The following is a 26,521-nucleotide window of genomic DNA, read 5'->3' as shown; positions in this document are numbered from 1 at the left end:
AACGCGAAAGGGCGGCCCCCGCAGGAGCCGCCCTCTCCGTGACACCGGTGTGACCGGATATCAGCGCTTGGAGAACTGGAAGCTGCGGCGGGCCTTCTTGCGGCCGTACTTCTTGCGCTCGACCACGCGGGCGTCGCGGGTGAGGAAGCCTTCGCGCTTCAGCGGGGCGCGCAGCTCCGGCTCGTAGTAGGTCAGGGCCTTCGACAGGCCGTGGCGCACCGCGCCGGCCTGACCCGAGAGGCCGCCGCCCGCCACCGTGACGGTGATGTCGTACTGGTCGACGCGGCCGGCGATCTCCAGCGGCTGGCGCAGGATCATGCGCAGCACCGGACGGGCGAAGTAGGTCTCCACCGGGCGCTTGTTGATCGTGACCGTGCCCTTGCCGGGCTTGATCCAGACGCGGGCGACCGCGTCCTTGCGCTTGCCGGTGGCGTAGGCACGCCCCTGGGCGTCCAGCTTCTGGACGTGCACGGGGGCCTCGTTGGCCGGATCGACCGCGCCGGTGTTCGACCGGTTGAGGTCGGCGAGGGACTGCAGGGTCGCCATGATCAAGCGCTCACGTTCTTGCGGTTGAGGGCGCCGACGTCGAGCGCCTGCGGAGCTTGCGCCTCGTGCGGGTGCGCGGCGCCCTTGTAGACGCGGAGGTTGCCGAGGATCTGACGGAAGAGCGGGCCGCGGGGCAGCATGCGCTCGACGGCCTTCTCGACCACGCGCTCGGGGAACCGGCCCTCGAGGATGAACTTGGCCGTCCGCTCCTTGATGCCGCCCGGGTAGCCCGTGTGGTAGAAATAGCTCTTCTGATTGTACTTACGCCCGGTGAACTTCACCTTCTCGGCGTTGATGACGATGACGTTGTCGCCGCAATCGACGTGGGGCGTGTAGGCGGCCTTGTGCTTGCCGCGCAGGCGCATCGCCACGATCGACGCCAGACGGCCCACCACGAGGCCCTCCGCGTCGATCACGATCCACTTCTTGTCGACCTCGGCGGGCTTCAGCGAGGTGGTCTTCATAGCCAAATCCCAGGGGTTCCGACGGATCCGGCCCCGACGGATCGGGGCATTCAGGCATCGGGGTGCCGAAAAACGAGCCGCCGCGTGGGGTGCACGCGGCGGCGGTGGCGGGTGGATAGCGGGACCCGCCGGCCGGGTCAACAGGAAAATCGGAGATCGTGAAAAGATAAATCGATAGAAGGAGTTGACGATAGCGGTATCCTGATACCACATGATCTGTGGTTCGCGACCGCGAAGGGTCGGATCGGCTGTCCATCCTTCCACCTCATCCTGAGGTGCCGGAGCGCAGCGAAGGCCTCGAAGGAGGGCTCCAGGGATCGCGGTGCCTTCTGGAGGGCTCCTTCGAGGCCCGCTGACGCGGGCACCTCAGGATGAAGGGGTTTGCGTCGGATCATCCGATCAGCCTGCCACGGTGCATTGTCGTGGGCCGTGAGCCTCCCGCATTCACGTGCCGCGCCGGCCCCGCTCCGCAATGGTGAGCTTCTGCACGCCCTTGGCGGCGAGGACGGGCTTGCGCGCGCTGAGGATGCGGGAGTTCACCCCGGTCCAGCCGATCTCGCCCGAGAGCCGCCCGTACTCGATCTTGGGACAGCGATTCATGATCACCGTGAGTCCCCGTGCCTCGGCCCGGGCGGCGGCCGCGTCGTCGCGCACGCCGAGCTGCATCCAGATCACCTTCGGCAGCGGGTCGAGGGCGAGCGCCTCGTCCACCAGCGGGCCGGCGGCGGCGGAATTGCGGAAGATCTCCACCATGTCGATCGGCTGGCCGCCGAGGGAGGCCTGGACCTCCGCGAGGGAAGCCAGGACCCGGCGCCCGAGCAGATCCTGCCCGGCGAGGCCGGGATTGACCGGCGTGACCAGATAGCCCCGGTCGATGAGGTACTTGAGCACGATCCAGCTTGGCCGGGCGGGGTTCGCCGAGGCGCCCACCAGGGCGATCGTGCGCGTGGCGTTCAGGATCGCGCGGATCTGCGCGTCGGGGTAGCGGGCATGCCGATCCACGATCGCCGTGGTGCCGGACTCGTCGGCCGTCTCGTGCATGGCGTGCCTCCCTGCTTGTTCCGGCCCGCCTCAGAGCCGCCAGACCTCGTAGCCCAGCCGCGCGAAGGCCGCCCGGTCGTGAAGCGACTTCACGTCGACCACGAGCCCGCCGGGCTTCAGCCGCGCGGTGATCGCCTCCGGCGCCATCTCGGCATAGTCTTGGTGCGGCACCGCGATCACGACGGCGTCCGCGTCCTCCGGCAGCGCGTCCCAACCGACCAGGGCGATCCCGTACTCGGCCGCGGCCTCCGCCGCGCTGGCCCGGGGATCGTGAACCGAGACGGCGCAGCCGAACTCGGCCAGTTCCCGGACGAGATCGGCCACCTTGGAGTTGCGCAGGTCGGCGCAGTTCTCCTTGAAGGTCAGCCCGAGCACGATGACCCGCGCGTTCCCGGCCCCGCCGCCCCGCCGGACGATCCGCTTCACCGTCCCGCGGGCGACGTGGGCGGCCATGCTGTCGTTGATGCGCCGCCCGGCCAGGATCACCTGCGGGTGATAGCCGATCATCGCGGCCTTGTGGGTCAGATAATAGGGATCGACCCCGATGCAGTGGCCGCCGACGAGCCCTGGGCGGAACGGCAGAAAATTCCACTTGGTCCCGGCCGCCTCGAGCACCTCCAGGGTGTCCAAGTCGAGCTTGTCGAAGATCAGCGACAGCTCGTTCATGAGGGCGATGTTCAGGTCGCGCTGGGTGTTCTCGATGACCTTGGCGGCCTCCGCGACCCGGATCGACGCGGCGGCGTGGAGGCCCGCATCGACGATCGTCCCGTAGAGAGCCCTGAGCCGCGCCAGGGTCTCCGGGGTGTCGCCCGAGACGACCTTCACCACCTTGCCGAGGCTGTGCTCCACGTCGCCCGGATTGATCCGCTCCGGAGAGTAGCCGACGAAGAAATCCGACTTCCAGCGCAGGCCGGAGGATCGCTCCAGGACGGGGATGCAGACCTCCTCGGTGGCGCCGGGATAGACCGTGGACTCGAACACCACGGTCGTACCGGGCCGCATATTCTGCCCGACCAGCGCCGAGGCCTGGGTCAGCAACTCGAAATCCGGGCACTGCGCCGCGTCGACCGGGGTCGGGACGGTGACGATGATCACGTCCGCTTCAGACAGCCGGGCCGGATCGTCGGTCACCGACAGGTGGGCGGCGGCCCGGAATGCGGCCGCGCTGACCTCGCCGGCCGGGTCGAGGCCGGCCCGGTAGGCCGCTACCTTGGCGGCGTCGCGCTCGTAGCCGACCGTGGGCCGGGACCGGCCGAAGGCCAGGGCGAGCGGGAGCCCGACATAGCCCAGGCCGACGATTGCCACGCTCTCCGACACGTCGGGTTCCCCTGCGGACCGGCGCGCCGGTGACGGCCGCGCCCGCCGGCGGCGTATAGGGGTGGCCCGGGCCCGCGTCGAGCCGTGGCGTGAGGGCGGCTCACCCCAGCGACATCCGCAGCGGCGGCTCGACCTCCGGCGGCAGGGGCGAGACGTAGCCCCTCGCGCCGACCCGCCGGGCGAGATCCGCCTTGGCGGCGTCACGCAGGCCTTCGTCGGTGAGCGCCCGCGCGCCGGTGGCGGCCATCGCCTTGGCGACCTGCACCATCGCCTTGTGGGCCGCCGGGGTCTTGCCCTGCGCCACCACCTGCCAAGTGTGGAACGGCGTGCCGATCGCCACCGTCGGCGCGTGGGCCTGCACGGTCGGCACCACCCAGCTCACGTCGCCGACATCGGTGGAGCCCACCGCCGGGTTGCGGGGCGCGTCGAGGGGCACGAGGAAGTCGGCGAGCGGTGCCTCGGTGCGCGGCATCCCGACGGCGCGGAACACGGCGTCGATGTCGCCGTCGGTGAGCGTCGCCCGAATCTGGCCGGCGAAGTCCCGGTCGGCGGCGTCGAAATGCGGCGGCCCGAGCTCCTCCATGACGCCGTGCAGCGCCCGCTCCAGGGGATCGTTGCCCAGCAGGTTCGACACCGCGCTGACGATCCGCACCGCGACGGCGGTCTCGGTCATCAGGGCGGCGCCCTCGGCAATCTTCTTCACCCGCTCGACCAGGGCCAGCATGCCCGGCAGGTCGCGGGCCCGGATCGAGTACCGCACCGTCGCGCCGGCCTGGACGACGTTCGGGGCGATGCCGCCCGCGTCGAGATAGGCGTAATGCACCCGCGCGTCGGACGGCATGTGCTCGCGCATGTAGTTCACACCGACGCTCATCAGCTCGACCGCGTCCAGCGCCGAGCGCCCGAGATGGGGCGCGGCCGCCGCGTGGGCGGTGCGCCCGGTGAAGGTAAAGTCCACCCGCGTGTTGGCGAGCGCCACCGGCGGCGCCACCTCCCAGAAGCTGCCCGGATGCCAAGTGATCGCGATATCGGCATCCGCGAAGGCCCCGGCGCGCACCATGAACGCCTTGGCGGCGCCGCCCTCCTCGGCCGGGCAGCCGTAGTAGCGCACGCGGCCGGGCGTGCCGGTCTCGGCGAGCCAGTCCTTCAGGGCGGTGGCGGCGAGCAGCGCCGCCGAGCCGAGGAGGTTGTGGCCGCAGCCGTGGCCGTGGCCGCCCGCCTCCACCGGCCGGTGCTCGGCGACGCCCGCCTCCTGCGACAGGCCGGGCAGGGCGTCGTACTCACCGAGGAAGGCGATGACCGGACCGCCCTCCCCCGCCTCGCCCATCACCGCCGTGGGGATGCCGGCGACCGCTTCCGTGATCCGGAAGCCCTGGTGGCGCAGCTCGGCGACGTGTTCGGCGCAGGAGCGGCTTTCCGTGTAGCAGACCTCCGGCATGCCCCAGACGCGCTCGGACAGGGCGATCAGCCGATCCGACTGCGCGTCGACGTGGCGCCACACGGCGTTGCGGTTGTCCATCGGGTCCACTCCGGGAAAGCTGCGCGTCGAGGTCGCGCCACCATAGCGGGCTCCGCGCCGTCATCGCGAGCGCAGCGAAGCGACCCAGGGTTGCGCGCCCTCGGGAAGCGCGGCGCTGCTGGACTGCTTCGCTCGCGAAGACGGATACGGCGCGCGCCCCGCTGCTGCCTGCCCGCATGCACCGCTCAGGCCATGCTGCTGCCCGAACCAAGCATCCATCAACACGTTCCGATTGAACCGTCACTGGCCCGCCCCTTGCCAAGGCCGCTGCCGGAATGTTGCTGTGCCTGTCACGGCGGTAAACGGGAAAGCGTACATGGACGAGCGGGATCTGCGCGGCCTTATCGGGCAGGTGAAGGACGGCCGCCTGTCGCGGCGCGCCTTCGTGCAGCGGATGGTGGCTGTCGGCCTCACCGCGCCCATGGCCGGGCTGATGCTGGCCGGGAACGGGGTCGCGATGGCGGCCGATATCCGGGCCGGCTACAAGCCGACCAAGGCCGGCGGCGGCGGCGCGCTCAAGCTGCTCTGGTGGCAGGCGCCGACGCTGATCAACCCGCATTTCGCCATCGGCACCAAGGACCAGGACGCCTCGCGGATCTTCTACGAGCCGCTCGCCGCCTGGGACGCGGACGGCAACCTCGTGCCGGTGCTGGCCGCCACGATCCCGTCGAAGGAGAACGGGGCGCTCGCCGCCGACGGCCGCTCGGTGGTCTGGACGCTCAAGCCCGGCGTGAAGTGGCACGACGGCAAGCCGCTCACCGCCGACGACCTCGTCTTCACCTGGGAATACGCCCGCGACCCCGCCACCGCCGCGGTGACGGCCGGCTCCTACAAGGATTGCAAGGTCGAGAAGGTCGACGACCTCAGCGTCCGGGTGCTGTTCGACAAGCCGACGCCCTACTGGTGCGACGCCTTCGTGGGCATCGTCGGCATGGTGCTGCCGAAGCACCTGTTCGGCCCATACAGCGGCGCGAAATCGCGCGACGCGCCGCAGAACCTCGCCCCGGTGGGCACCGGCCCGTACCGGTTCGTGGAGTTCCGGCCCGGCGACATCGTCCGCGGCGAGCGCAACCCCGACTACCACCTGCCGAACCGGCCGTATTTCGACACGGTCGAGATGAAGGGCGGCGGCGACGCGGTCTCGGCCGCCCGGGCCGTGCTCCAGACCGGCGAGTACGACTACGCCTGGAACATGCTGATCGAGGACGAGGTGCTGAAGCGCCTTGAGACCGGCGGCAAGGGCCGGGTCGACGTGGTCTACGGCGGCAAGCTCGAGTTCCTGCTCCTCAACGCCACCGACCCGAACGTCGAGGTCGACGGCGAGCGCGCCTCGATCACCACCCGGCACCCCGCCTTCTCCGACCCGAAGGTGTGCCAGGCGATGAACCTCTTGGTCGACCGCAAGTCGATCCAGACCTACATCTACGGCCGCACCGGCAAGCCCACCGCCAACACGGTCAACGGCCCCGATCGCTTCGTCTCGAAGACCACGCGCTTCGCCTTCGATCCGGCCAAGGCCAACGCGCTCCTCGACGAGGCTGGCTGGAAGAAGGGCTCCGACGGCATCCGCGCCAAGGACGGCAAGAAGCTCAAGCTGGTCTTCCAGACCTCGATCAACGCGCCGCGCCAGAAGACCCAGGCGATCATCAAGCAGGCGGCCGCCAAGGCCGGCATCGAGATCGAGCTGAAATCGGTGACCGGCTCGGTGTTCTTCTCCTCGGACCCCGCCAACCCCGACACCTGCACGCATTTCTACGCCGACATGGAGATGTACGCCTACAGCATGACCCAGGCCGATCCGGCGATCTGGCTGCTCATGTACGCCTCCTGGGAGGTGGCCCAGAAGGCCAACAAGTGGCAGGGCCGCAACGTCGTGCGCTGGCGCAACGACGCCTACGACAAGGCCTACAACGCCGCCCAGAGCGAGCTCGACCCGGTCAAGCGCGCGGCCCTTCTCATCACCTGCAACGACCTCGCGGTCTCCGAGAACGTGCTGCCGCTGATCCACCGCGCCGAGGTCTCGGCGGTGGGCGCGACGCTCACGGCCCCCCGCAGCGGCTGGGACAACGACCTGTCGTTCCTGCCCGACTGGTACCGGGAGGCCTGAGCGGGAGCGCCGCGCCATGGGCGCCTACATCCTGCGACGCCTCCTGATCGCGATCCCGAGCCTGCTCGGCATCAGCCTGATCCTGTTCACCGTCCTGGCGCTCGCGCCGGGCGACCCGTTCGGCGAGCTCGCCAGCAACCCGAACGTGCCCCCGGAGGTGCGGGCGGCGCTCCGCGTCAAGTTCGGCCTCGATGACCCGATCCTCACCCGCTACCTGCACTGGCTCACCGCCATGCTGCAGGGCGACTGGGGCTTCTCGTTCGCGAGCCGGGTGAATGTCGACACCCTGATCCTGCAGCGGCTGCCCACGACCCTGTTCGTGGTCGGCTCCTCGCAGGTCCTGGCGCTGCTGATCGCCGTACCGGTGGGCCTCTACGCGGCGCGCCGGCCCTACTCGCTCGCCGACCAGGTCGCCAACACGCTGGCCTTCGTGGGCTTCTCGCTGCCGACCTTCTTCACCGGCCTGCTGTTCATCCTGCTGTTCTCGATCAAGCTCGGCTGGCTGCCCTTCGTCTACCAGGCCGACCTGCCGGGCTCCGGCCTGCCCTGGCTCTGGGCGAATGTCCGGCAGGCGATCATGCCGGTGGCGGTGCTGGGCTTCTTCCAGGCCGCCTCCTACACCCGGTACGTGCGCGCCTCGGCGCTGGATGTCGCCCGGCTCGACTACGTCACCACGGCCCGCGCCAAGGGCCTGACCGAGGGCACGGTGACCCGCCGGCACATCGCCCGCAACGCCCTGATCCCGGTGGTGACGCTCGTCGCCCTCCAGATCCCGGCGGTGTTCGGCGGCGCCATCGTCACCGAGCAGATTTTTCGCATTCCCGGCATCGGATCGCTGCTGATCGACGCGATGCTCGCCAACGACACGCCGGTGGTGATGGCGGTGACCTTCGTGTTCGCCGGCCTCGTCATCCTGTTCAACCTCGTCGCGGACCTGCTCTATGGCTGGCTCGACCCTCGCATCGCCCTCCGATGAGGCGATTGCCCCTGCCCGCGCGCCGGCCTCGCCGGGGCGGGAGACGTGGCGGCGCTTCCGGCGGCACCGGCTGGCGCTCGCCAGCGTCGGCGTGCTGGCGCTCCTCGTCGCCGGCGTGGTGTTCGGCGGCCTGCTCTGGCCGGTCGCCATCGACGACATCGACTTCGCGGCCCAGCTCCAGGGCCCGTCCTGGGACCACCCGTTCGGCACCGACGATCTCGGCCAGGACCTGCTCGCCCGGATGATCTACGGCGGCCGGATCTCGCTCGCGGTCGGCTTCGCCGCCATGGCGGTGGCGAGCCTGATCGGGGTGCTGGTCGGCGCGCTCGCCGGCATGTCGCGCCGGTTCCTCGACCCGGTGCTGATGTGGCTGACCGACCTGTTCCTGTCGCTGCCGCAGCTGCCGCTGCTGCTCCTCGTGATCTACCTGTTCCGCGACAGCCTGAAGGCCGTGTTCGGCAGCCAGGGCGGCGTGTTCCTGATGATCGTCGCGGTGATCGGGGGCCTGCGCTGGATGCCGGTCGCCCGGCTGGTGCGGGCGCAGTTCCTGTCCCTGCGCGAGAAGGAGTTCGTGGAGGCGGCCCGCTCGCAGGGGGCGACGACCGGGCACCTCGTGCGCCGCCACATCCTGCCGAACGCGCTGGGGCCGGTGATCGTGGCGGCCTCGATCGAGGTCTCGGCGGCGATCATCGCGGAATCGACCCTGTCCTTCCTGGGGCTCGGCTTCCCGCCCGACATCCCGACCTGGGGGCGGCTCCTGTTCGACGCCAAGGACCACCTCGACGTCGCGCCGCACTGGGCGCTGTTTCCCGGCGGCGCGATCTTCCTGACGGTGCTGTCGATCAACTTCATCGGCGACGGTTTGCGGGATGCGCTCGATCCGCGGCGGGTGCTGTAGGGCATGCGGCGGATTCGTTTCGAGAAACACCGGTTCCGCGTCTTTCCCTCCCCCCTCTGCGGGGGAGGGTGGCCCCTGCGTCAGCAGGGGTCGGGAGAGGGGCCACGGGTTCAGAATTGCGNTCCCACGAAGGAATCAGCGAAATTCGCCCCGCGCAAGAGACGACCCGCGCAAGAGGCAAGCTTGGCTCGGCAGGAGCGCAGCCGCGGGCGTTCAACCGACGACCAAGCTACCCCGTGGGTAATTACCGGTCGGTTCACGCACAGGGCATGATCCTGATCTCGCGGGCTCAACGAAAACTGGTTCACTGGGTCGTCTTCGCGCCATCCAGGAAGCGATGCCGAATGAGCGCGGCCTCTGTCTCGAGGATGACTTCTCGAAGCGCGGATCCGGACCCGCTCGCACCATCGTCCACGCGCGCTTGAGTCTCGAACTCTTCCGCAAGGCGCTGCAGGGCTGAAAGTCCGAGCATGCCGGCTGCTCCTTTCAAAGCATGCATTTCATCGGCTTTCTCGCGTCCGGTCAGGTCCTGGCTGCCGATCTTCTCACGGGCGTGTTCAGCGTGCTCGAGAGCGTCACGAAGGAGATTCGCGAGATCTGGACCGAGTTTATCCTTCAATCGGTCGAGCTTCTCTAGCTCAAGCATGTTCGATCGATCGACGGAGAAGGTGGTTGACAGTGCATCGATGACCGGCAGCGCTTGGCTTCCGGCTGTAAGTCGCGAGATTGTCTCGTCGAGGACGCTCCAATCGATCGGCTTGGCGACACAGGCGTTTATGCCGGCCGCAAGATATCGGCGGCGTTCACTTTCGAAGACATTCGCGGTCAACGCTATAATCGGAATGTTCTGGACCGGACCGGCCCGGCTGCGGATCTGACGAGTTGCCTCGACGCCATCCATAATAGGCATCTGGATGTCCATCAATATTAGATCAAACGTCTGCTGTGCGGCTAGATCGACTGCCTCAGCCCCGTTTCGCGCGAAGGCGAGCGTATGTTTGTCTGAACTCAGCATGGAAGCGATAATGCTGCGATTCAGATCTACGTCTTCAGCGATCAAAATTCGAAGTGGCCGCAGTGAAAGATTGTTACTTTCCTGAGAATATTGAATAAGTGAATTACTTATTTGTTGGAATGGAATTTCGAACCAAAATGTACTGCCCTTTCGAGGCACGCTGATAAAATCGATCTCTCCATCCATCGCAACGACAAGGCGTTTGCAAATGGCCAGACCTAACCCGCTGCCGCCATACCGACGGGCGGTCGACTTATCTTCTTGCGTAAAGGCATTGAATATTTCCGATTTCTTTTCTTTATCGATGCCGATGCCGGTGTCGTGAACGTCGAAACGAAATCGTAATGTATCCGCATCGATACGGCGGTGTTGGGCTATGAGCCTGACGCCACCATGATGGGTAAATTTGATCGCGTTGCCGACCAGATTCAATAAAATCTGCTGTGTTCTGGTGGGGTCGCCCATCACATATTCGGGCGCTGTATCGGGGAAATTATAATCGAAATCTATGTGCTTCGCGTGACAGAGTGGTTGCGCTGTCGCACAGACTGCCTCGAAGACAGACTTTATGGAAAATGATGTCGACTCAATCTCTAACTTTCCCGAGTCGATCTTCGAAAAATCTAGGATGTCGCTGATTACATTCAGCAGATGTTGACCGGACTGCTTGATGTGATGAAGATAGACTTTCTGCCCGTCGGTTAGAGGTTCCTTCGAGAGGAGGTCGACCAAGCCTAGGACCCCGGTCATCGGCGTTCTAAGCTCATGGCTCATGACGGAGAGGAATTCGCCTTTCGCTCGACCGGCAGTCTCTGCTCTATCACGCGCCGCCTCTGCGTCTCGACGAGCTCGATCTGCGGTAATTCCAACCTCGCGCAGCCGCTCGGCAGAATTCTCAAGTCGAGCCAAGAGCACGCCGAGAGGCACAGCAGATAAAAGGGCTGTTAGCGTGAATAAATGGTATACAACTAGTAATTTGGCGCTTTCTGCCGTAGCGGGCAAATTGATGTGGCCAGACCCTTCGAACGTAAACCACCTTACGACAAGGGATAAGCTGAACACGGCGGCTGTGCTTCCAAGAAGTCCGCCGCTGAGTGTCGCCAAAAGGAGAAGCGGTATCGCCAGAAACAGGAATGGCGTGCCGGATGCGAGCAAGAAATAACTGGCAGTTGCTGTCGCTATTGTGAGAATAAACGTTTGCGTAAATTGCTGGATGTTCAGGCTGCGAAGAAGATTTCTTTCGGTCCAGCTCGAGGCGAGTGGCAGGGCCACGAGTAGATCAAGCGCTTCGGTGATGGATCGGGCTTTTATGAGGGATTGATCGTGGATAGGAACGGAAACGCCAATCCAAACAAACTCAAACGAAGTGCTCAGTAATGATGCGGACAGGCAGGCAAAAGTCAGCAAAATTATGCATCTCAGGGAGAGGTACCATCGGTACTTGATGTTAAGTCGCTTGAAGGCGGCGGCAGTAAATAGGACTTCGAAAATGTCGGCGACGACAATGCCTGGCACCGCTGCGCGGGGTGTTCCCATCAACCAATGAGCCACAAAATCTCCCAATCCCGCGATCGAGATCAAAGGCAGCCAAAGGCGAGACGGCGTGCGAAGCAGCGCCGCCAGGAACGTGCAGGTCGCACACCATGCAATAATACTCGCGCCGGCCTCGTTCCGAAGATAGGCACTACTCAGTGCGGCCCCGAGGAACAGCATCGGCGGGACGCTCAAGGCGACCAGGAAGGTCTTCAAACTGAATTCACGAGGTTCAAGTTTCTCCATCGGACTGCTTTGGCACATGCAGAGCTGCCTCAAGGATCACGATAAGAACGCAGCTTCTGCTGTCTTCGAGGCTGGTTGGCGGCACAAGATGCGGGAAATGCGGAACGCGTCAACCGTAACGAGAGTCGGGCACCATCTCCGACCGATTCAGAATGTTCAGGCGCCGATAGCCGCTCGACCACTTCAGTCGACGATGCCGCAGTGCGGCAGTGCTGGATGCTGATCGATCTCCTCAGGCATATGCTGCTCGAACGCGATGACAGATGTGCACCGCTTCCAGCGTTCAGGGGCGCGGAGATGGTGTCGGGACGTGGGACGCCAGGATTGAGCCGATGCGACGTCGAGATGGTGGTTGGGCGTCGGCAGTCAGGTCGTCAGGCGCAAAGCGGGTTTGCTCCGTCCAATCCTCGTCCTGGCGTCCGTCCGGCTCCCCATCCGGTCGGGATTGATAGCGCGGAGGTTGCAGGGACTGGGTACGAAGGCCCCGTCAGCCGTTCGGCCGGCCGTCTCGGGGCGCGTTCTGGCCGGCTTGGCGACTTGCGAACGGAGTGCTCGCGCCCAAACCATCGGCTCCGCGCCTGCGCTTGAGCTGCAGCGTCCGGCTCCCTCATGAAGCGAGCATACCGGCAGGGCCCGCTGTGATGCGTCGGAGATCGGATCTTGCGCATTCGTGTGATGCGGTGATCTCGGGGGTCTTCCCGACGTGTCGCCAAGCCGCCAATGATCCGTGGCTCAAGCTGGTAGGCGAGGTACTCCAGCTTGGAGACGGGCTGCTCGAACCGGTTCAGGTCGCGGTTGTGAGTGGCCAGGTACAGGAGATGGGCTCCGGCCGCGCGAATGACTCGGCAGCCGGCCTCGTCCTTGTGGCACCGGAGCTTGCCTGAGACGACGATCTCGCCCGGCGTGAGGAGGGGCGCAAGCACGTCGGTGACGTAGCCGTGGAGACGGTGCCGTTGTCCGGTCCATCGATGAGCCAGGATTTCGAGCCACCGACCGCCGCTTACACCTTCGCGTTGACGGTGGGCAGTTCCGATTTTTTCTTCCCAAGCGGTGATCTTGCCACATGACAGAAGCCGCAGCGGCGTGCTGCGGCCTCAGGTTCGTGAGACTTCCGGGCGGGCGCCCGCTAAATGGGACTACGATCGGCCCAGGTTGTTGGTCAGCTCGGTCAGCGCGGGCTGGGTAGAAGACGCATTTCCACCTGTGATCCTGGACGACGCGACCGAGGCGCCCGTCTGAGCTGTCAGGTCGGTCGAGCCTTCGCCTCCGCCGAGCCGGAACGCGTTCATGAGTGTCAGGATGTTCTTCTGAGCCGTTGGATCGCTCAGCAGGCCGCTCACCGAACCGTTGCTGCTCAGCCTGCTAACCAGGTCTCCCAACGATCTCAGAACATCCGCGTTCGATACGCTAGAACCATGGGGCGCCTGTGCGAAGACCGGATTCATCCCGGGATTGACGGAGCCCCGATCAATGGCAGCCCCAGCACCGCCCGTCGCTCCGTCGCCTCGGTCGTCGCCCCGGCCGCTGCTGCCGCCTTTGCCGCGGCGATGACTGTGACCATGACCGTCGTCGCTGTGGCCGTGGCGATGACCGTGGCGATGTCCATGGCTGTCGTTGCCGTGTTCGTCCGGATCGCGGGTTCCGGTGGCGCCCGTCGAACCGGTGGTGCCGGTGCCGCCCGTGGCGCCGGTCGAACCCGTCGATCCGGTGGTGCCCGTGCTGCCGGTGGCGCCGGTCGAACCCGTCGATCCGGTGGTGCCTGTGCTGCCGGTGGTGCCGGTCGAACCCGTCGAGCCAGTGCTGCCCGTGCTGCCGGTCGAACCCGTCGATCCGGTCGGACCTGTGCTGCCGGTGGCGCCGGTCGAACCCGTCGAGCCAGTGGTGCCGGTCGATCCGGTGGTGCCGGTCGAGCCCGTCAGACCCGTGCTGCCCGTTGCTCCATTGCCAAGCTCCGCCCGCTCCTGCGCGTTGGGCGAGGCAAAATCTTCAGTGACGAAGACAACGTTCTCGTAGCCACCTATATTGCCAAGATGCAGGCCAATGCCGACCTGATCGAAGTTCGGGCTCAACAGGTTTTCACGATGCTCGGGTGAATTCATCAGCGCTCGATTGAGCGCGTCCACGGTAGCCTTGTCCATGCCACCGGACGCGTATGCGATGTTCTCGCCCCAATTCTCATAGCCATAGCCGGCTGCTGCTATGCGATCCGCCGGACTCGACCCGTTCACGCCCGTGTGGCTGAATGTGTCGGTCTGGTCCATCCAAGCTGAGTGATTGTCGGCTGCCGCCAAGAGTTCGCCGTCAAAAGTAAGGGTCTTAACGCCTGCAGCTGCTCGTTCCTGATTGACTAGGGAGAGAAAATAGTCTTCCAACTCAGAGGGAGTCATTTGGGGATCGCTCAAATCTCACCTCTATTGTTTTCGTGCTGCCGAATCGCCGACCAATATGTGAGATATCCTCAGCCAATATGGCAAAACGACGATCCGGCGAGGCAGGCGAAATGTCGCGGACATACGAACCGAGGCGCAGCAGCTAGCGCCGTTCCGGTGCAATTGGATTGGTCGACGCTGCCGCCAGCAGGCCTGTCGACGAACACTTCCGAGGCAGCCCACATTCGCAATCACGCTGATCGGCGGAATGGATGTCGACACTAGAGCGGTTTCGGTTTAATCGGGGTCGTATCCTGCCGCGACGAAGAAGTTTGCGGCCTCGTCGGGCGTGACGGCATCGACGAGCCGCCCGATTGTGGTCCAGAGCCCTTCGCGCGTGCGCTCGGCGGCCTTACGCAGCCGCGCCTTCAACTTCGAGAATGCCATCTCGATCGGATTGAAATCCGGCGAGTAGGGCGGGAGGAACAGGAGCCGCGCGCCCGCCGCCTCGATCGCCGCGCGCACGGCCAGGCCTTTGTGGCTGCCGAGATTGTCCATGATCACGATGTCCCCGGGTGCGAGTTCGGGCACCAGGACCTGATCGACGTAGACTTGGAAGGCGTCGCGGTTGATCGGCCCGTCGAGCACGAACGGCGCGGCGATCCCGGACAGGCGCAGGCCCGCCACCAGGGTGGTGGTCTTCCAATGACCGTGCGGGACGGGGGAGCGCAGCCGCTGGCCGCGGGGACAGCGCCCGCGGGTGCGGGCCATGTTGGTGGCGGTCCACGTCTCGTCGAGGAACACCAGCCGGTCCGGGTCGAGATCGGGCTGGCTCTCGAACCACGCTTCCCGGGCGGCCTTCACGTCCGGCCGATCCTGCTCTGCGGCGTGGGCCGTCTTTTTTTGTACGTCAGGTCGCGCGCGTCGAGGAAGGCCCACAGCGTGCCGAGCCCGACGGTGAGGCCATGCTCGTCCTGCAACCGGGCGCGCATCTCCTCCAGGGTGATGTCAACCTTCTCGTCGATCAGCGTACGCAGGAACGTCTCGTACGGGTCGAGCTTGGAGCGGCGGGCACGCCCCTGCGGCCGGGCGGCCACCGTCCCAGTCGCGGCGAGCGCCGCCATCCAGCGGATCGCGGTTGCTTGGCCGACCCCGAAGCGGGCGGCCGCCTGACGGCGCGAGGTCGCCGCAGCCGCGGTCACCACCCGCTCGCGCAGGTCCAAGCTGTAGGGGCGGCCCATGCATCACTCCGGCTGTCGACCGGCCGAGTGAATCAGCCTCCCAGCGCCGCGTGAACCCCACCAAGCCGACTCAGCCCAAACCGAAAACGCTCTAATGCTGGATAGCTTCGTTCAATGAGGGGGTAACTCCGCTCCACACCGCTGGTCTCGTGCCGATCGCCCAACACGCTGCTCAGCCTCCCTGTCGCTCAAGGGGAGGCACTGCCGTGGTGCTACGCGCGATCACGGATGCAGGACCAGCTTCTGTGGGCGCCAGTTCAGCAGTTCGCCGACGTAGATCTCGTTCTCGGACGGACAGGCGATCTCGTGGATCCAGCCGAACTGCTTGAGCTGTTCTTCCGTCTCGCCGAGTACACCCAGCACCTTGCCGTCGAGCGAGAGCTTGTAGATCCGCCCCGGGAAGGCGTCGGCGACGTAGAGCACCTGCTTCGGTCCGGGTGTGATGCACAAGGCCCAGGGCGCCCCCGGCGTGAACAGGTCGAGCATGGCGCGGTCCTTGGCCGGCTTGCCGCGGATGATGGCGCGCGCCTTGTCGTAGTCGAACGGCACGTCGATCTTGATGATCCGCTGGATGTGGCCAGCGGTGTCCATCACTTGGATGCGAGCGTTGCCCCAATCGGCGATGTAGATGTTGTCGTTCGCCTCCGAGGCGATCGAGTGCAGGGTGCGAAACTGACCCGGCTCGGTGCCGTAGCTGCCGGAGGAGTCGACCCGGTTGCCGTCCTTGTCGATCTTGGCCACGCGTGAGTTGATGTAGCCGTCGCTGATGTAGGCGTTGCCGGCCTTGTCCCAGGCCACGTCGGTGACCTGCCGGAATTGACCCTGCACCGGTGGCAGCGGCGGCATAGGGTGCTTCCAGGGTTCGGCCGTCTCGTCGGCGGCCTCGGTCTTGCGGCCCCAGACCATGGCGACGCGGCCCTCGGGGGTGAACTTCACCACCATGTCCGAGCCCTTGTCCATGACCCAGATGTTATCATCAGGGTCGACGCGCACGACGTGGGCGAAGGACCAAGCGTAGAGGTTGCGGCCGATCTCCCGGAGGAAGGTGCCGTCCGGGTTGAACTCGAGGAGCTGGGCCGCCGCGGCGCCGTAGGCCGGTCCCTGCGTCGCGCCGCGCGACAGGATGAAGATGTGTCCCTTCGAGTTCAGGGCGATGCCGGCGACCTCCCCGAAGTGGATGTCCGGCGGCAGCTTCAGGAAGTCCGGGACCGAGTCGAACGCGATCTCGGGAACCGACGTCGCGGGCGCTGAAGATGACGCCGCCGAGGAGGCCGGGACAGCGCCTGGCTTGATCTCGTCAGCGCGCACGGCCGGCAGCATCAGGGTGAGCGCGGCCGCGGCAACGCACAGGGAGCGGATCATCTCGGGCTTCCTCACGGGCCAGCCGGTTCAAACGCCGAGCTTGGCCATGTAGACGTAGCCGGAAGAGGCGTCTCGCGAAAGCCGGCCCGTCGTGATCACTCCGAACGAACTCCGATCTCGTGGAGATACGCCGCCGTTCCCGGGTGCAGCCAAGCCGCCGGCACGTTCGAGACCAGGTTGCGCGGGTCGCTCTCGCGGCCCTGAGGATAAAGCCGGGCCAAAGTCTCTCGTCCTTGATCGATCGCGCGCACGAGCCGGGTGACGACGGCTTCGTCCAACTCCGGTCGAGCGAGGATGAAGCTCCAGGACCCGACGGTCTCGATCGCCACCTCCTGTCCGCGAAACGAGCCGGCCGGGACGGTCAGGCGGCGCATCGAGGCCCGCAGGCCCAGGATCTTCGGGATCGCTTCGGGCGCCGGGCCGAAGAAGCGGGCGCCGCCGGGCGTGTCCGCGAGGGTCTTGAAGCCCGGCCAGCCGAGGCTCGCGCCCCACAGGGCCGCCGCCCGGCCGTCGAGGACCTGTGTGGCGCCATCGCCGGCGTCGTCGAGGAGGATCGGCGCGATGTCGTGGTCCGGATCGAGGCCCGAGCCTTGCAGCACGGTCCGCCCCATGATCGTGAAGCCTGAGCCGCGCGTGCCGAGTGCGACGGGACGGCCGCGCAGATCCTGCACGCTCCGGATCGAACTCTCGGCTGGTACCACGAACATGCCGGGCGAGGCATCGATGGGTGCCACGACCTTCAAGCTGCGGTCGTTCACACTTTGGCCGGATAAGGCCTCGTAGGCGTACTCGCCCTGCACCAACGCGAGGTCGAGCTCGGCCGCCCTGAGCAGGGTCAGGTTCTCCGTCGAGCCCTTCGTGATCCTCGGCGCGATCACCACACCCGGATCGACCTCATGGACCGCCGCGATGAGCGCGCGGCCGAAGGCCGGGAACGAACCGCCCGGCGTCGCGGTCCCGAGGGTTAGGCGGAGCGCAGCATCAGGCTGTTGAGCCCGTGCGGGCGAGATCGCGGCGAGACCTATCAGCCCCAAGAGCAATTCACGCCGTCGCATCATAATCTCCCCTACTGAGATGTTCGCTCCGGACCGGGAACGCTGGAGCTGAGCGGCACACCTCGACAAGCGCGCCGGAAAGCCCTCACATCCACAGCCGAAACATACGCGGGTTCCAAGGTCGCACGCCAAGCAGGGTGACCGACAATGTCCCGTGCTGGATCGGGAGGAATGTGCGATGCGACGGGACGCGCTGCTGCCGGCTATGGTGGCTGCCATGAGCCTTCTCTGCGTCGGCGGCGCCGCCGCGAAACCGCTGGCCTTCACGGGCATTTGGCTGATCGACGGTCGCTCAGCCAAGCCGATCGAGGACGCGGTGCTGATCGTCGACGGCGACCGCATCGCCGCGGCAGGACCACGCGCGACTGTCACGTGCCCTCCGATGCCGAGATCCGGGATCTGCACGGCCGCACGATCATGCCGGGGCTGATCTCCGATCACTCCCACGTGGGCATCGTGCAGGGCGTCGACGTCGGCGCCCAGAACTACACGCGCGAGAACATCCTCACCCAGCTCAAGGCCTACACGGACCGGGGCGTGACCACGGTCATGGCGCTCGGGCTCAACGGCGCGATCATGCCCAAGATCCGCGCCGAGGCGCACGCGGGGCAGATCCCCGGCGCCGACCTGTTCGGGGTCGATCGCGGCATCGGCGTGCCCGACGGGGGACCACCGCAGGCGATGATCCGCGTGAGCGCCGACCAGCTCTTCCGCCCTGCTAACGCCGAAGATGGCCGCGAGGCGGTTCGGGCGATGAAGGCGCGCGGCACCGACATGGTGAAGCTCTGGCTCGACGATTTCGGTGGCTCTGTGCCGGCCAAGATGCAGCCGACCGTCTACGCGGCCGTGATCGACGAGGCCCATCGCCTTGGGCTGCGGGTCGCCGCGCACGTGCACGACCTGGAGGATGCGCGGGCGGTCACCGAGGCCGGTGTGGATGTGCTGGCGCACGGCGTGCGCGACAAGCCGGTCGACGCGGATATGATCGCGCTGCTCAAGGCGCACGGCACCTGGTACATCGCGCGCTTGCCCTGGACGAGGCAACCTTCGCCTACGCCGATGCACCCGCCTGGGCGCAATCACCGTTCGTCCAGACAGCGCTCTCGCCCGCCCTGAAAGCCCGTTTCGACGATCCCGCTTGGCAGCGTGAGACGCGCGCGAGCGCCAAGGCGCAGGCCGCCCGCGACTCGCTGGCGATGAACCTGGCCAACCTGAAGCGCCTGTCAGATGCCGGCGTGCGGATCGGGTTCGGGACCGACAGCGGCGCGGCGCCCGAGCGCGTCCCAGGCGTGGCGGAGCATCGCGAGTTGGCGTTGATGGTCCAGGCGGGCTTCACGCCCATGCAGGCCCTGATCACCGCGACGTCACGGGCGGCCGACCTTCTCGATCTCGCCGATCGCGGTAGCTTGGAAGCCGGCCGCCGCGCCGATCTCGTCATCCTGGCTGCAGACCCCTCCGAGGATATCGCCAACAGCGCCCGGATCGTCGAGGTGTGGCGAGGCGGTCGTCAGCAGGCCGTAGCCTCAGGGGCGTCGCCCTGAGTGAGCTCGCGACACGCAGGGCGTTCGGCCGAGCGGCTCGACCTCTTGAACATACACCGGCGAGCCGCCGCCAGCAGTGGCTCGCGTGTCTGTGAGAGAGTTAAAATGGGCAATGGGTTGGCGGTGAGACGCTGATCGTCCCGCACGCGCTCGGTTCCGGCCGTGATGGGTGCTGCTATCGAATCGCGTCCGGGCCTCCGTCATCCGAGACGCCCAGCACGGTCGTGAGATACGTGATGACCTTACGGGCGTCGTCCGATTCCGGATCTGTGCCCATCATCACGCGCCAATACCGACGCGCGCTCTGGTCATCGTACTGCTTGCTGACCACCAATCGGCCGTCGTGGCAGCCCGAGCAGGTCTGCTTGACCAGGGCCGCGTTCTCGCCCGGCGGGAAGGGCGACGTGTCCTGCGCAGCCGCCGGGCTGGCGAGGAGCAGCATGAGCGGCCAGCACTTCATTCCTGCGGTGCTCCGAGGGACCGATGCGCATAGTCGGTCCAGTACATGTTCAGAAACAACATCAGCTCGTGCACGACATTGACCAGCTTGCCGGTGGCGTAGGCCCAGTCTCGGTCGTCCGCCACGCGCAAGGCCAGGGTGAGGCGCCGTGCCCGCAGCGAAGGGGTGACCTTGGCGCGCGATGGATCGATGCGCCGATGCTCCGGCAGTTCCTCGGCATGGCGCCCCTCCAGGAACGCGTCGATGGCCGCGCGCAGGGGCGAGCGCGCCTCGATGTCGAGCAGCAGGGCCGGGCAGGTCAACCGGCCCTGCCGCGGATCGGCGACGACGCGCAGCCGACGCGGCAGCATCCACCGGAACTCGGCCGCCCAGACGCCGTCGCGACCGGCGTGCTCTTCAAACTCCAGGAACACGCCGCGATCCGCATAGCGATACAGGACGGCAGCGGCTTGCTGTGCGGGGCTGGTGCACACGGCGTCAGTGATAATAGGCCATCACGCCCGGCTCGACCTTGCCGAGGAAGCCGGGCTCGTAGGCCTCCTTGACCCAGAAGTCCTTCTTGGCCTGGCAGTTGATCACGGTCGGCCGGCTCTCGGTCTCGGCCACCTTCCAGGCGCGTTCCAGAGCCGGACGGAACGCCTCGGGGGTGCACACGTACTCGCCGTGCCCGCCGAGGCCCTCGGCGACCCGGTCGTAGCGCAGGTTCTCCTGAAACAGGTGCAGGGGCGCGCGGTTCGCCTCGTTGCGGGCCGGGTACCACGTACCCCAGGAATTGTTGTTGTAGACGATGATCACCACCGGCATCCGGTACTTCGCCAGGGTCTCGACCTCCATCCCGGTGAAGCCGAAGCCGGCGTCGCCCGTGATGCAGACGATCGGGTGCCCCTTGTGGGCAGCCTGCGGACCGATGCCGCTCTGGACGGCCGCGGCGACGCCCACGGCATAGCCGACGTCCGGTCCGATCGCCCCGTACTGGTAGGCCCCGTTGCAGATCTGTCCGGCGCGATTGGCCTGCAGCCAGCGGCGGGTGTAGCGGGCGATGCCGTAGCCGCCCGAGACCACGGTCGTCTGATCGGGCGGGAGGTCGCCGCGGTACAGGAAGTCGGCCAACTCCTTGCCGATCACCGCCGGATGGACGGCATCGGTGTAGCCGCGTCCGAGCCCGTAGTACCGGTCATTCTCCGCGAGGAACGCCTTGCGAGCTGTGGCGATCTCGTTCAGCCACGGGTCGTGGGCCAGCTTGGGACAGGCCTCCGCCAGGGCCTCGAGCGCCAAGCGCTCGTCGCTCACGATGCCGAGGTCGATCGGCAGGTTGCGGCCGATGTCCCCGCCCTCGGGCTCGATGCGGATGTACTTGGCGTCCGGCCCGAAGGCGTACTCGCCCACCGTCGGCATGCAGTACTGGCCGACGAGAAGCACCAGGTCGGCGCTGGGCAGCGCGCTCGGCGCATCGCTCGCGGTCAGGGGATGGTTGTCGGGGAATTGCCCGCGCACCGGGCCGGATTCGACGACCGGGATCTGCGCCTGTTCGGCGAAGGCGCGCAAGGCATCCCAGGCCCGGCTGTAGAACACGCCAGTGGAGGACACGATGATCGGCCGCTGCGCCTGCTGGATCAGCGCTACCGCCTTGCGGATGTCGGCGGCGGCCGGTCCGGGCCGGCTCTCGGTGCGATAGCGATCCTTCTCCACGTTGTAGGCGATGTCCCGGGCCGTCCGGAACCGGGCGACGGCGACCTCCTTCGGGAAGTCCAGGTGCACCGGTCCCGGGATGCCCGTGCGCAACTGGCGGAACGCATAGGCCGCGTACTCGTGTACCCGGGACGGCAGGATCAGGCGCTTGCCGTACTTCTTGATCCCTTCCGTGAGCGGCTGCTGGTACAGCATCTGGATGCCCTGCTCGGAATCCTCGCCGCGCAGGTCGCGGTTGCTGGCGAGCACGAGCATGGGCGTGCGGCAGGAGTTGGCGGCGGCGATGGCGCCGATCATGTTGGTGAAGCCTGGCCCCTCGGTGCCTGAGCAGGCGGCGACTTCGCCGGTCACCCGGATGAAGGCGTCCGCGGCACTGGCCATCGCGCCCTCGTTGCGGCCCGAATAGGCGGGGATGCCCTGGTCGGCGATGGCGTGAATGACTTCATAGTTGCCGGGGCAGCAGAACAGGGCGGCCAAGCCTTCAGCCTTGCAGGTGCGCGCGAACACGTCCGCCCCGGTCATCGGGAAGTCGATGTTCGGGAGGGGGGCTGAGGCGCGAGAGGCTACCGCGTCCGGGACCTTCGGCTCCGGGGTTGCCGGCAGCCCGTTCTGCTGGGTCGCGGCATCGGCCTGCGAGACGGCGGTCGCGGCAGCGGCTCCCGCCCCGACTGCCGCAGCGCGGAGGAAGCTTCTCCGCGAACTGACCGAGGCAGGATCCTGGTTCATCATGACCTCCCGGAAGGTATTATTGCTTATCGAACAAAGCAGATCATGAACGCGGTCGGAGCGTCAATCGAGTGAATGGGGTCGCTGTTGCACGACGCCGCATATGTAACGATCAATTCTACAAATAATTTGACGGTGCGATTATCGGCATGCCGACCCAACCCCGAGAGTTTCACCCCCGGAGGTTTCGGGTAAAGCTGTCGCGACGGCATCTTCATCGACGATGCCACCTGCGCACAGCGCGAGGTATCAGCTGAGCGGCGCCCGGGGGCGATCGACGGCCCGGCGCGCCGGCTCCTCGCCGGGCCCGCTACTTTCCAGGCCGGTTCGGGATCGGTGGCTTGCCGTCTGCGCCCTCGACCGTCCCCACGCCCGGCGAGACGTCCGTCGTTCCCTTAGCTTCAGGCCTGCGCGGGGCGCTCTCGCCGTTCCTGCCCGGTTCAGCGCTGGTTTGTGTCGCGCTGCCGGCGGTGGGTGGCCTGTCGCCGGCCGGATTATCCTGAGCCGCGGCGATCCCGTGTATGGAAAAGCAGAGCAGGCAGGCGAGGCTGCGGGACAGGGGGCTGCGGACCATAGCGGTTCCTCCATTTCTGTCTTCGCCGCGGCGCTCGGAGCGTCGCGGTCGATCAATGCCCGGACGTCACCGGCCGCTTTGGTCTTCACGGCGGGGAAGGCGCACTCTGGCCGGGAAATGGTGCTCCAGGCTCGGCGGTTCAGAACTGGAGCAATCCTCGGGCGGACGGATCCGACGCGATCCGCGTGCATCGCTGCTGCAGGGCCCGGCCGTGCGCCGCTCGGCCTGAGCTCGCCGTCACGCCTGCCTAACAGAGGCGCTGCAGGACGCGGTCGATGTCGGCCGTCGTCATCTCCCATTCGTTCTGAAAGTTGGCCACGACGCTGCGCATGAACTGAGGCTGAAGGCGCTCGGCTTCAACCGTGTCGCCGAGGTGATCGACGAGCAGCGCGTAGGCGAGCTGCGACGGCTCCGGCCCCTCGTAACTCCACTCGAAGCCGTTGCGCGAGTAGCACTTCGTATCGGTCTTTTCCTCGAGCGGTTCGCCGTCGACGGTGACGACGATCCCGTCGATGGTGCGGTCCCCCACGTAGACCTTGTTCACGAACGCGCCTCCCTCATCTGATGGCGCGGCGTGCGGCCGTCGGAGCGGTTGCGCATCACCTCGGGGAAGATCCAGAGGCTGACCATCATGAACGGGCCGAGGAACGCCACGGCCCAGCGCGGGCCGACCTGATCGAGGTATCCCATGTAGAACCACCCCGCGAGCGCGGCCAGCGCTACGGCGACGGACAAGCCGAACTTGATGGGAAACGGCATCACGTTCCTCCCGGACCGGTGGTTGTTCTTACAGGGTGAAGACGGAGCCGACCTGCTGGAGCAGGCCGAGCGCGCCGCCGAGCCCGGCCAGCACGATGGCGAGCCCGGCCAGGCCGTCGCGCCAGCGCTGGGGCCAGACGTTGAACAGGCCCGGGGCGAACAGGACGGCGAGCCCGCCCACGATAACGAGGCTCGTCCAGCGCAGATTGGCGGCGCCGTAGGCCAGGCCACCGCCGACCAGCGCCAGCAGCATGAGGACGTTGGCCGCCAGCAGCAGCAGGCCGAGCGGCCGATCCCTCAGGTCGGGGCGGGTCTCGAGCGGGAACATGCCCGCGAGGACGTAGAAGCCGACGCTGGCGACGCCGGCGAAGAGGGCGAACCACGCCAGCGCGGCGACGTTCGGTTCGATCATGCTCATGGAGGACCTCCCAATTGTTCGGGGCCGCGTCTCGTCGGCGCCGCACGTCGCGTGTGGCGGGGGCTTACTCGGCCGGCTGCATTGCGCCGGGTTCGGCGGCTCCGGGCGTGCGCGACGTCTTGCGCATGTTGGTCCTCACGTGGCGCGTGTCGTAGCCGTTGAAGAGCGTGCCGATGAGGCCGCGGTTGAGGTCCGAGGTGCCGAACAGCCAGTCCATGATCGGGAAGGTGAGGTTCATGTTCCGCTCCATCATGATCGATTGGTCATGGTGCGCGGTGTGATGCCGACGATTCGTGTTGATGAACGGCATGTTCCGGACGAACCAGTTGTCCTCGACGTGGCAGCAGAAGTGCATGAACTCGTAGATCATGTAGATGCTGGTCGTCGTGGTGATGAACAGCCAGCCGACGTTGGCTGTGAACACGTTGCCGAGCACGATGGCGCCCGGGATCGACATCAGCGTGAAGGTCGCGAGCGCGTAGGGTGGAAAGAACGTCACCCGGTAGTCGCGATGATCGGCGAAGCGCATCTCGTGATCGGTGAAGAACTGGTGGTGCTGGAGCGTGTGCCGGTTGTAGACGGCGCGGCCGATCGGATTGCTCTGCGGGCGGTGCATCACGTAGCGGTGCAGCCACCACTCGAAGAAGTTGCAGAACAGGAACACGACCGGCACCGTGGCGAGTTCCGCCCAGGTCGGGGCCTTGATGTTCGAAATGTAGATGTACAGCGCCGTCAGGCCGATGGTGTAGATGATCGCGATGTGCAGGAAGCCGTTGTACCAGCCTGCGACGCGCTGCCGGTAGTTGGCCCTGTAATTCCGCTGCCGCGCGCTCATCTTGGAGACCGCGAGTTCCATTGCACCTCTCCCCTATCCGAATGCGCTTTGAGCGGTCGTGTCGACCGCTCTAGCGAAGCTGTTCAGTCGGTCATCGTCGGCGAAGCGCCGCTCGATAGATGAGTCGGTCGCGCGGCGGCAGACACTGCACCGTGTGACCCCGTGATCTTTGGTGAGGCGAGCGGCTCTCCCGGACAGGTTTGCCGGGTGTCCATCGCATCCTCGATGGACGGTGCGAGTCGACGTTCCTCCCGCCGCGCGCAGCCCGGTACCTATTCACTCGTCCCACCTCACCATGTGAATATCATTGATATATCAGATGTCAACAATTGAGGGCGGCTTTCGCCGCAGGTTGGGGGTGCGAGGCGCCGCGCGTTTCCCTCCTCTTCGATCAGTGCGAGATCGCCTCCAGGGATCTGCCCTTGGTCTCGATGCCGAGGATGCCGACGCTCGCCGCGGCGATGACGAACGACCCGGCGCCCAAGGCGAACACGCCGCCGTGGCCGAGCGTGGGCAGGATGAGCCCGATGACGTAGGGGCCGATCAGCGAGCCGACGCGGCCGACGGCCGAGGCGCAGCCGGCCCCGGTCGCGCGTGCACGGGTCGGGTAGAGCTCGGGCGTGTAGGCGTAGAGCACAGACCACATGCCGAACAGGAAGAACTGCATCATCAGCCCGAAGGCGATCAGCCAGGTGAAGTTCGGCGAATGGCCGTAGAGGTAGGCCGCCACGGCGCTGCCCAGCAGCATCAGGACGGCGGTCGGCTTGCGGCCCCAGCGTTCGACGAGGATGGCCGAGGCGATGAAGCCCGGCACGCCTGCGAGCGAGATCAGGATCGTGTAGGTCACTGACTTGGCGACGCTGTAGCCTGCATCCTGCAGCAGGGCTCCGAGCCAGGTGGTAAGTCCGTAGAAGCCCAGCAGCGCGAAGAACCACGTCAGCCAGATCATGACCGTGCGGCTGGCGTAGCCCGGGCTCCAGAGTTCAAGGAACGAGAAGCGACGCTCGCCCTGAGCCTGCTCGGGCAGGACCTTCGGCTCGGACAGCGCCCGGCCGTCGAGTCGCGCGGCCACCTTCGTCTCGATGGTCGCCATCACGCGGTCGGCCTCGTCGTGCCGCCCGCGGTCCGCGAGCCAGCGCGGCGACTCCGGCACCAGGAAACGGATCACGAACAGGAACAGGGCCGGCACGGCCTGCGCCAGGAAGACCGCCCGCCAATCGAAATAGCTCAACAGGACGTAGCTGAGGCAGCCCGCCGCGATGAAGCCCAGCGGCCAGAAGCCCTCCATGATGGCAAGGTAGCGGCCGCGCTTATCCGTCGGCAGGAACTCGGAGACGATGGCCAGGGCCACCGGGAACTCCATGCCCATGCCGAACCCGAGGAGCAGGCGGGCGTAGCCGAGCATGGTCGCGTCGGGCGCGTAGGCGCACCACGCGCTGCCCAGGCCCCAGAACACCATGCTGATCTGGAAGACAAGCTTCCGGCCAAAGCGGTCGGCGAGCATCCCGGAGAGCGCCGCGCCGGCGAACATGCCGATGAAGCTCATGCTCGACAGGAGCCCGGCCTGGGCGGTCGAGAGCCCGAACTCCGTCTTGATCGAGCCGAGAAGGAAGGTGAGCGAGCCGAGGTCGATCGAGTCGAAGAACCAGGCGGTCGCGATGATGAGAAAGATATTGCGCTGGAAGCCGGTCATCGGCAGGCGCTCGAGGCGCGCCGCGATCACCGCGCTCGACCCGGCCGCAACGCGGGCGGGGGAGCCGGTCGTAGCGCGTTCCGGCAGCACGTCGCCGGCGGGTATCGCGATTTGCCCTACCATCTCCTGCCTCCCTG

General features: G+C 66.6%; 23 protein-coding genes. 5 read left to right on the top strand and 18 right to left on the bottom strand.

All coding sequences use genetic code 11. The annotated features are described in order from the left end of the window. Nucleotides 1-60 precede the first annotated feature (60 nt). The 5 genes from rpsI to MMSR116_RS04340 all read right to left on the bottom strand — a co-directional run bounded on the left by rpsI (nucleotide 61) and on the right by MMSR116_RS04340 (nucleotide 4,887). Nucleotides 61-546, bottom strand: coding sequence for a 30S ribosomal protein S9 (rpsI, locus tag MMSR116_RS04360; protein WP_010685025.1), 486 nt, complete (start codon nucleotides 544-546; stop codon nucleotides 61-63). Nucleotides 547-548: 2 nt separating this feature from the next. Continuing rightward, on the bottom strand, nucleotides 549-1,010 hold the full coding sequence (gene rplM, locus MMSR116_RS04355; RefSeq protein WP_010685024.1) for a 50S ribosomal protein L13: 462 nt from the start codon (nucleotides 1,008-1,010) through the stop codon (nucleotides 549-551). A gap of 444 nt (nucleotides 1,011-1,454) precedes the next feature. Beyond that, on the bottom strand, nucleotides 1,455-2,051 hold the full coding sequence (locus MMSR116_RS04350) for a CoA-binding protein (protein WP_010685023.1): 597 nt from the start codon (nucleotides 2,049-2,051) through the stop codon (nucleotides 1,455-1,457). Between the two features lie 30 nt (nucleotides 2,052-2,081). Then, nucleotides 2,082-3,368, bottom strand: a complete 1,287-nt coding sequence (locus tag MMSR116_RS04345; protein ID WP_010685022.1) for a nucleotide sugar dehydrogenase — start codon at nucleotides 3,366-3,368, stop codon at nucleotides 2,082-2,084. Between the two features lie 100 nt (nucleotides 3,369-3,468). After that, nucleotides 3,469-4,887: a M20 family metallopeptidase gene (locus tag MMSR116_RS04340; protein WP_010685021.1), complete on the bottom strand. Its 1,419-nt coding sequence runs from the start codon at nucleotides 4,885-4,887 to the stop codon at nucleotides 3,469-3,471. A 316-nt stretch (nucleotides 4,888-5,203) separates the two neighbouring features. Here MMSR116_RS04340 and MMSR116_RS04335 point away from each other — a divergent pair, with 316 nt between their 5' ends. Genes MMSR116_RS04335 through MMSR116_RS04325 form a run of 3 tightly spaced genes read left to right on the top strand, consistent with a single transcriptional unit; the run spans nucleotide 5,204 to nucleotide 8,868 of the window. Continuing rightward, entirely contained in the window at nucleotides 5,204-6,994 is a 1,791-nt protein-coding gene (locus MMSR116_RS04335) for a peptide ABC transporter substrate-binding protein (RefSeq protein WP_010685020.1), read from the top strand. A gap of 16 nt (nucleotides 6,995-7,010) precedes the next feature. Continuing rightward, nucleotides 7,011-7,970 (top strand): ABC transporter permease, encoded by a 960-nt coding sequence (locus tag MMSR116_RS04330; protein ID WP_010685019.1) that lies wholly within the window; start codon nucleotides 7,011-7,013, stop codon nucleotides 7,968-7,970. Beyond that, nucleotides 7,936-8,868, top strand: coding sequence for an ABC transporter permease (locus tag MMSR116_RS04325; RefSeq protein WP_039893821.1), 933 nt, complete (start codon nucleotides 7,936-7,938; stop codon nucleotides 8,866-8,868). The genes MMSR116_RS04330 and MMSR116_RS04325 overlap by 35 nt, the downstream gene beginning before the upstream one ends. Nucleotides 8,869-9,172: 304 nt before the next feature. Here the strand turns inward: MMSR116_RS04325 and MMSR116_RS04320 are convergent, their stop codons facing one another. The 5 genes from MMSR116_RS04320 to MMSR116_RS04300 form a co-directional block, all read right to left on the bottom strand. Further along, on the bottom strand, nucleotides 9,173-11,662 hold the full coding sequence (locus MMSR116_RS04320; RefSeq protein WP_158168512.1) for a hybrid sensor histidine kinase/response regulator: 2,490 nt from the start codon (nucleotides 11,660-11,662) through the stop codon (nucleotides 9,173-9,175). Between the two features lie 1,136 nt (nucleotides 11,663-12,798). Further along, complete coding sequence (locus MMSR116_RS04315; RefSeq protein ID WP_158168510.1) at nucleotides 12,799-14,049, bottom strand: CAP domain-containing protein; 1,251 nt, start codon at nucleotides 14,047-14,049, stop codon at nucleotides 12,799-12,801. Nucleotides 14,050-14,328: 279 nt separating this feature from the next. After that, nucleotides 14,329-15,272, bottom strand: a protein-coding gene (locus MMSR116_RS04310; protein ID WP_085988030.1) for an IS630 family transposase whose coding sequence is annotated in 2 segments (ribosomal slippage) — nucleotides 14,329-14,936 and nucleotides 14,936-15,272 — 945 coding nt in all. Because the reading frame shifts where the segments join, the coding sequence is not laid out codon by codon here. A gap of 222 nt (nucleotides 15,273-15,494) precedes the next feature. Then, nucleotides 15,495-16,634, bottom strand: coding sequence for a peptidyl-alpha-hydroxyglycine alpha-amidating lyase family protein (locus MMSR116_RS04305; RefSeq protein ID WP_010687199.1), 1,140 nt, complete (start codon nucleotides 16,632-16,634; stop codon nucleotides 15,495-15,497). 95 nt (nucleotides 16,635-16,729) lie between these two features. Further along, nucleotides 16,730-17,689: a TAXI family TRAP transporter solute-binding subunit gene (locus MMSR116_RS04300; RefSeq protein WP_010687198.1), complete on the bottom strand. Its 960-nt coding sequence runs from the start codon at nucleotides 17,687-17,689 to the stop codon at nucleotides 16,730-16,732. A gap of 417 nt (nucleotides 17,690-18,106) precedes the next feature. Between MMSR116_RS04300 and MMSR116_RS31580 the strand changes: the two genes are divergently transcribed. After that, entirely contained in the window at nucleotides 18,107-18,805 is a 699-nt protein-coding gene (locus tag MMSR116_RS31580; protein WP_202882063.1) for an amidohydrolase family protein, read from the top strand. Next, nucleotides 18,700-19,230 carry an amidohydrolase family protein gene (locus tag MMSR116_RS32450; protein ID WP_432419901.1) on the top strand — a complete coding sequence of 177 codons (531 nt, stop codon included), beginning with the start codon at nucleotides 18,700-18,702 and terminating at the stop codon, nucleotides 19,228-19,230. Before MMSR116_RS31580 ends, MMSR116_RS32450 begins: the two co-directional genes overlap by 106 nt. A gap of 175 nt (nucleotides 19,231-19,405) precedes the next feature. On the opposite strand, the gene MMSR116_RS04290 is transcribed toward MMSR116_RS32450, so the two are convergent. From MMSR116_RS04290 to MMSR116_RS04255, 8 genes are all read right to left on the bottom strand, one after another. Continuing rightward, nucleotides 19,406-19,672, bottom strand: a complete 267-nt coding sequence (locus tag MMSR116_RS04290) for a hypothetical protein (protein WP_010687197.1) — start codon at nucleotides 19,670-19,672, stop codon at nucleotides 19,406-19,408. A 14-nt stretch (nucleotides 19,673-19,686) separates the two neighbouring features. Beyond that, on the bottom strand, nucleotides 19,687-20,163 hold the full coding sequence (locus MMSR116_RS04285) for a hypothetical protein (RefSeq protein ID WP_010687196.1): 477 nt from the start codon (nucleotides 20,161-20,163) through the stop codon (nucleotides 19,687-19,689). A gap of 4 nt (nucleotides 20,164-20,167) precedes the next feature. Then, on the bottom strand, nucleotides 20,168-22,105 hold the full coding sequence (locus MMSR116_RS04280) for a thiamine pyrophosphate-binding protein (protein WP_010687195.1): 1,938 nt from the start codon (nucleotides 22,103-22,105) through the stop codon (nucleotides 20,168-20,170). Nucleotides 22,106-22,926: 821 nt separating this feature from the next. Beyond that, complete coding sequence (locus MMSR116_RS04275; RefSeq protein ID WP_010687193.1) at nucleotides 22,927-23,223, bottom strand: DUF6166 domain-containing protein; 297 nt, start codon at nucleotides 23,221-23,223, stop codon at nucleotides 22,927-22,929. Next, nucleotides 23,220-23,438 carry a hypothetical protein gene (locus MMSR116_RS04270; RefSeq protein WP_010687192.1) on the bottom strand — a complete coding sequence of 73 codons (219 nt, stop codon included), beginning with the start codon at nucleotides 23,436-23,438 and terminating at the stop codon, nucleotides 23,220-23,222. Before MMSR116_RS04270 ends, MMSR116_RS04275 begins: the two co-directional genes overlap by 4 nt. Before the next feature lie 28 nt (nucleotides 23,439-23,466). Then, entirely contained in the window at nucleotides 23,467-23,856 is a 390-nt protein-coding gene (locus MMSR116_RS04265) for a hypothetical protein (protein ID WP_010687191.1), read from the bottom strand. A 64-nt stretch (nucleotides 23,857-23,920) separates the two neighbouring features. After that, complete coding sequence (locus MMSR116_RS04260; RefSeq protein ID WP_010687190.1) at nucleotides 23,921-24,712, bottom strand: sterol desaturase family protein; 792 nt, start codon at nucleotides 24,710-24,712, stop codon at nucleotides 23,921-23,923. Between the two features lie 370 nt (nucleotides 24,713-25,082). Beyond that, nucleotides 25,083-26,507, bottom strand: coding sequence for an MFS transporter (locus MMSR116_RS04255; RefSeq protein WP_010687189.1), 1,425 nt, complete (start codon nucleotides 26,505-26,507; stop codon nucleotides 25,083-25,085). Nucleotides 26,508-26,521 lie beyond the last annotated feature (14 nt).

The sequence above is a fragment of the Methylobacterium mesophilicum SR1.6/6 genome (assembly GCF_000364445.2).
Classification (GTDB): Bacteria; Pseudomonadota; Alphaproteobacteria; order Rhizobiales; family Beijerinckiaceae; genus Methylobacterium; species Methylobacterium mesophilicum_A.
Note: the sequence above shows the minus strand (reverse complement) of the source record. Positions and strands in the feature narration are given on the sequence as shown.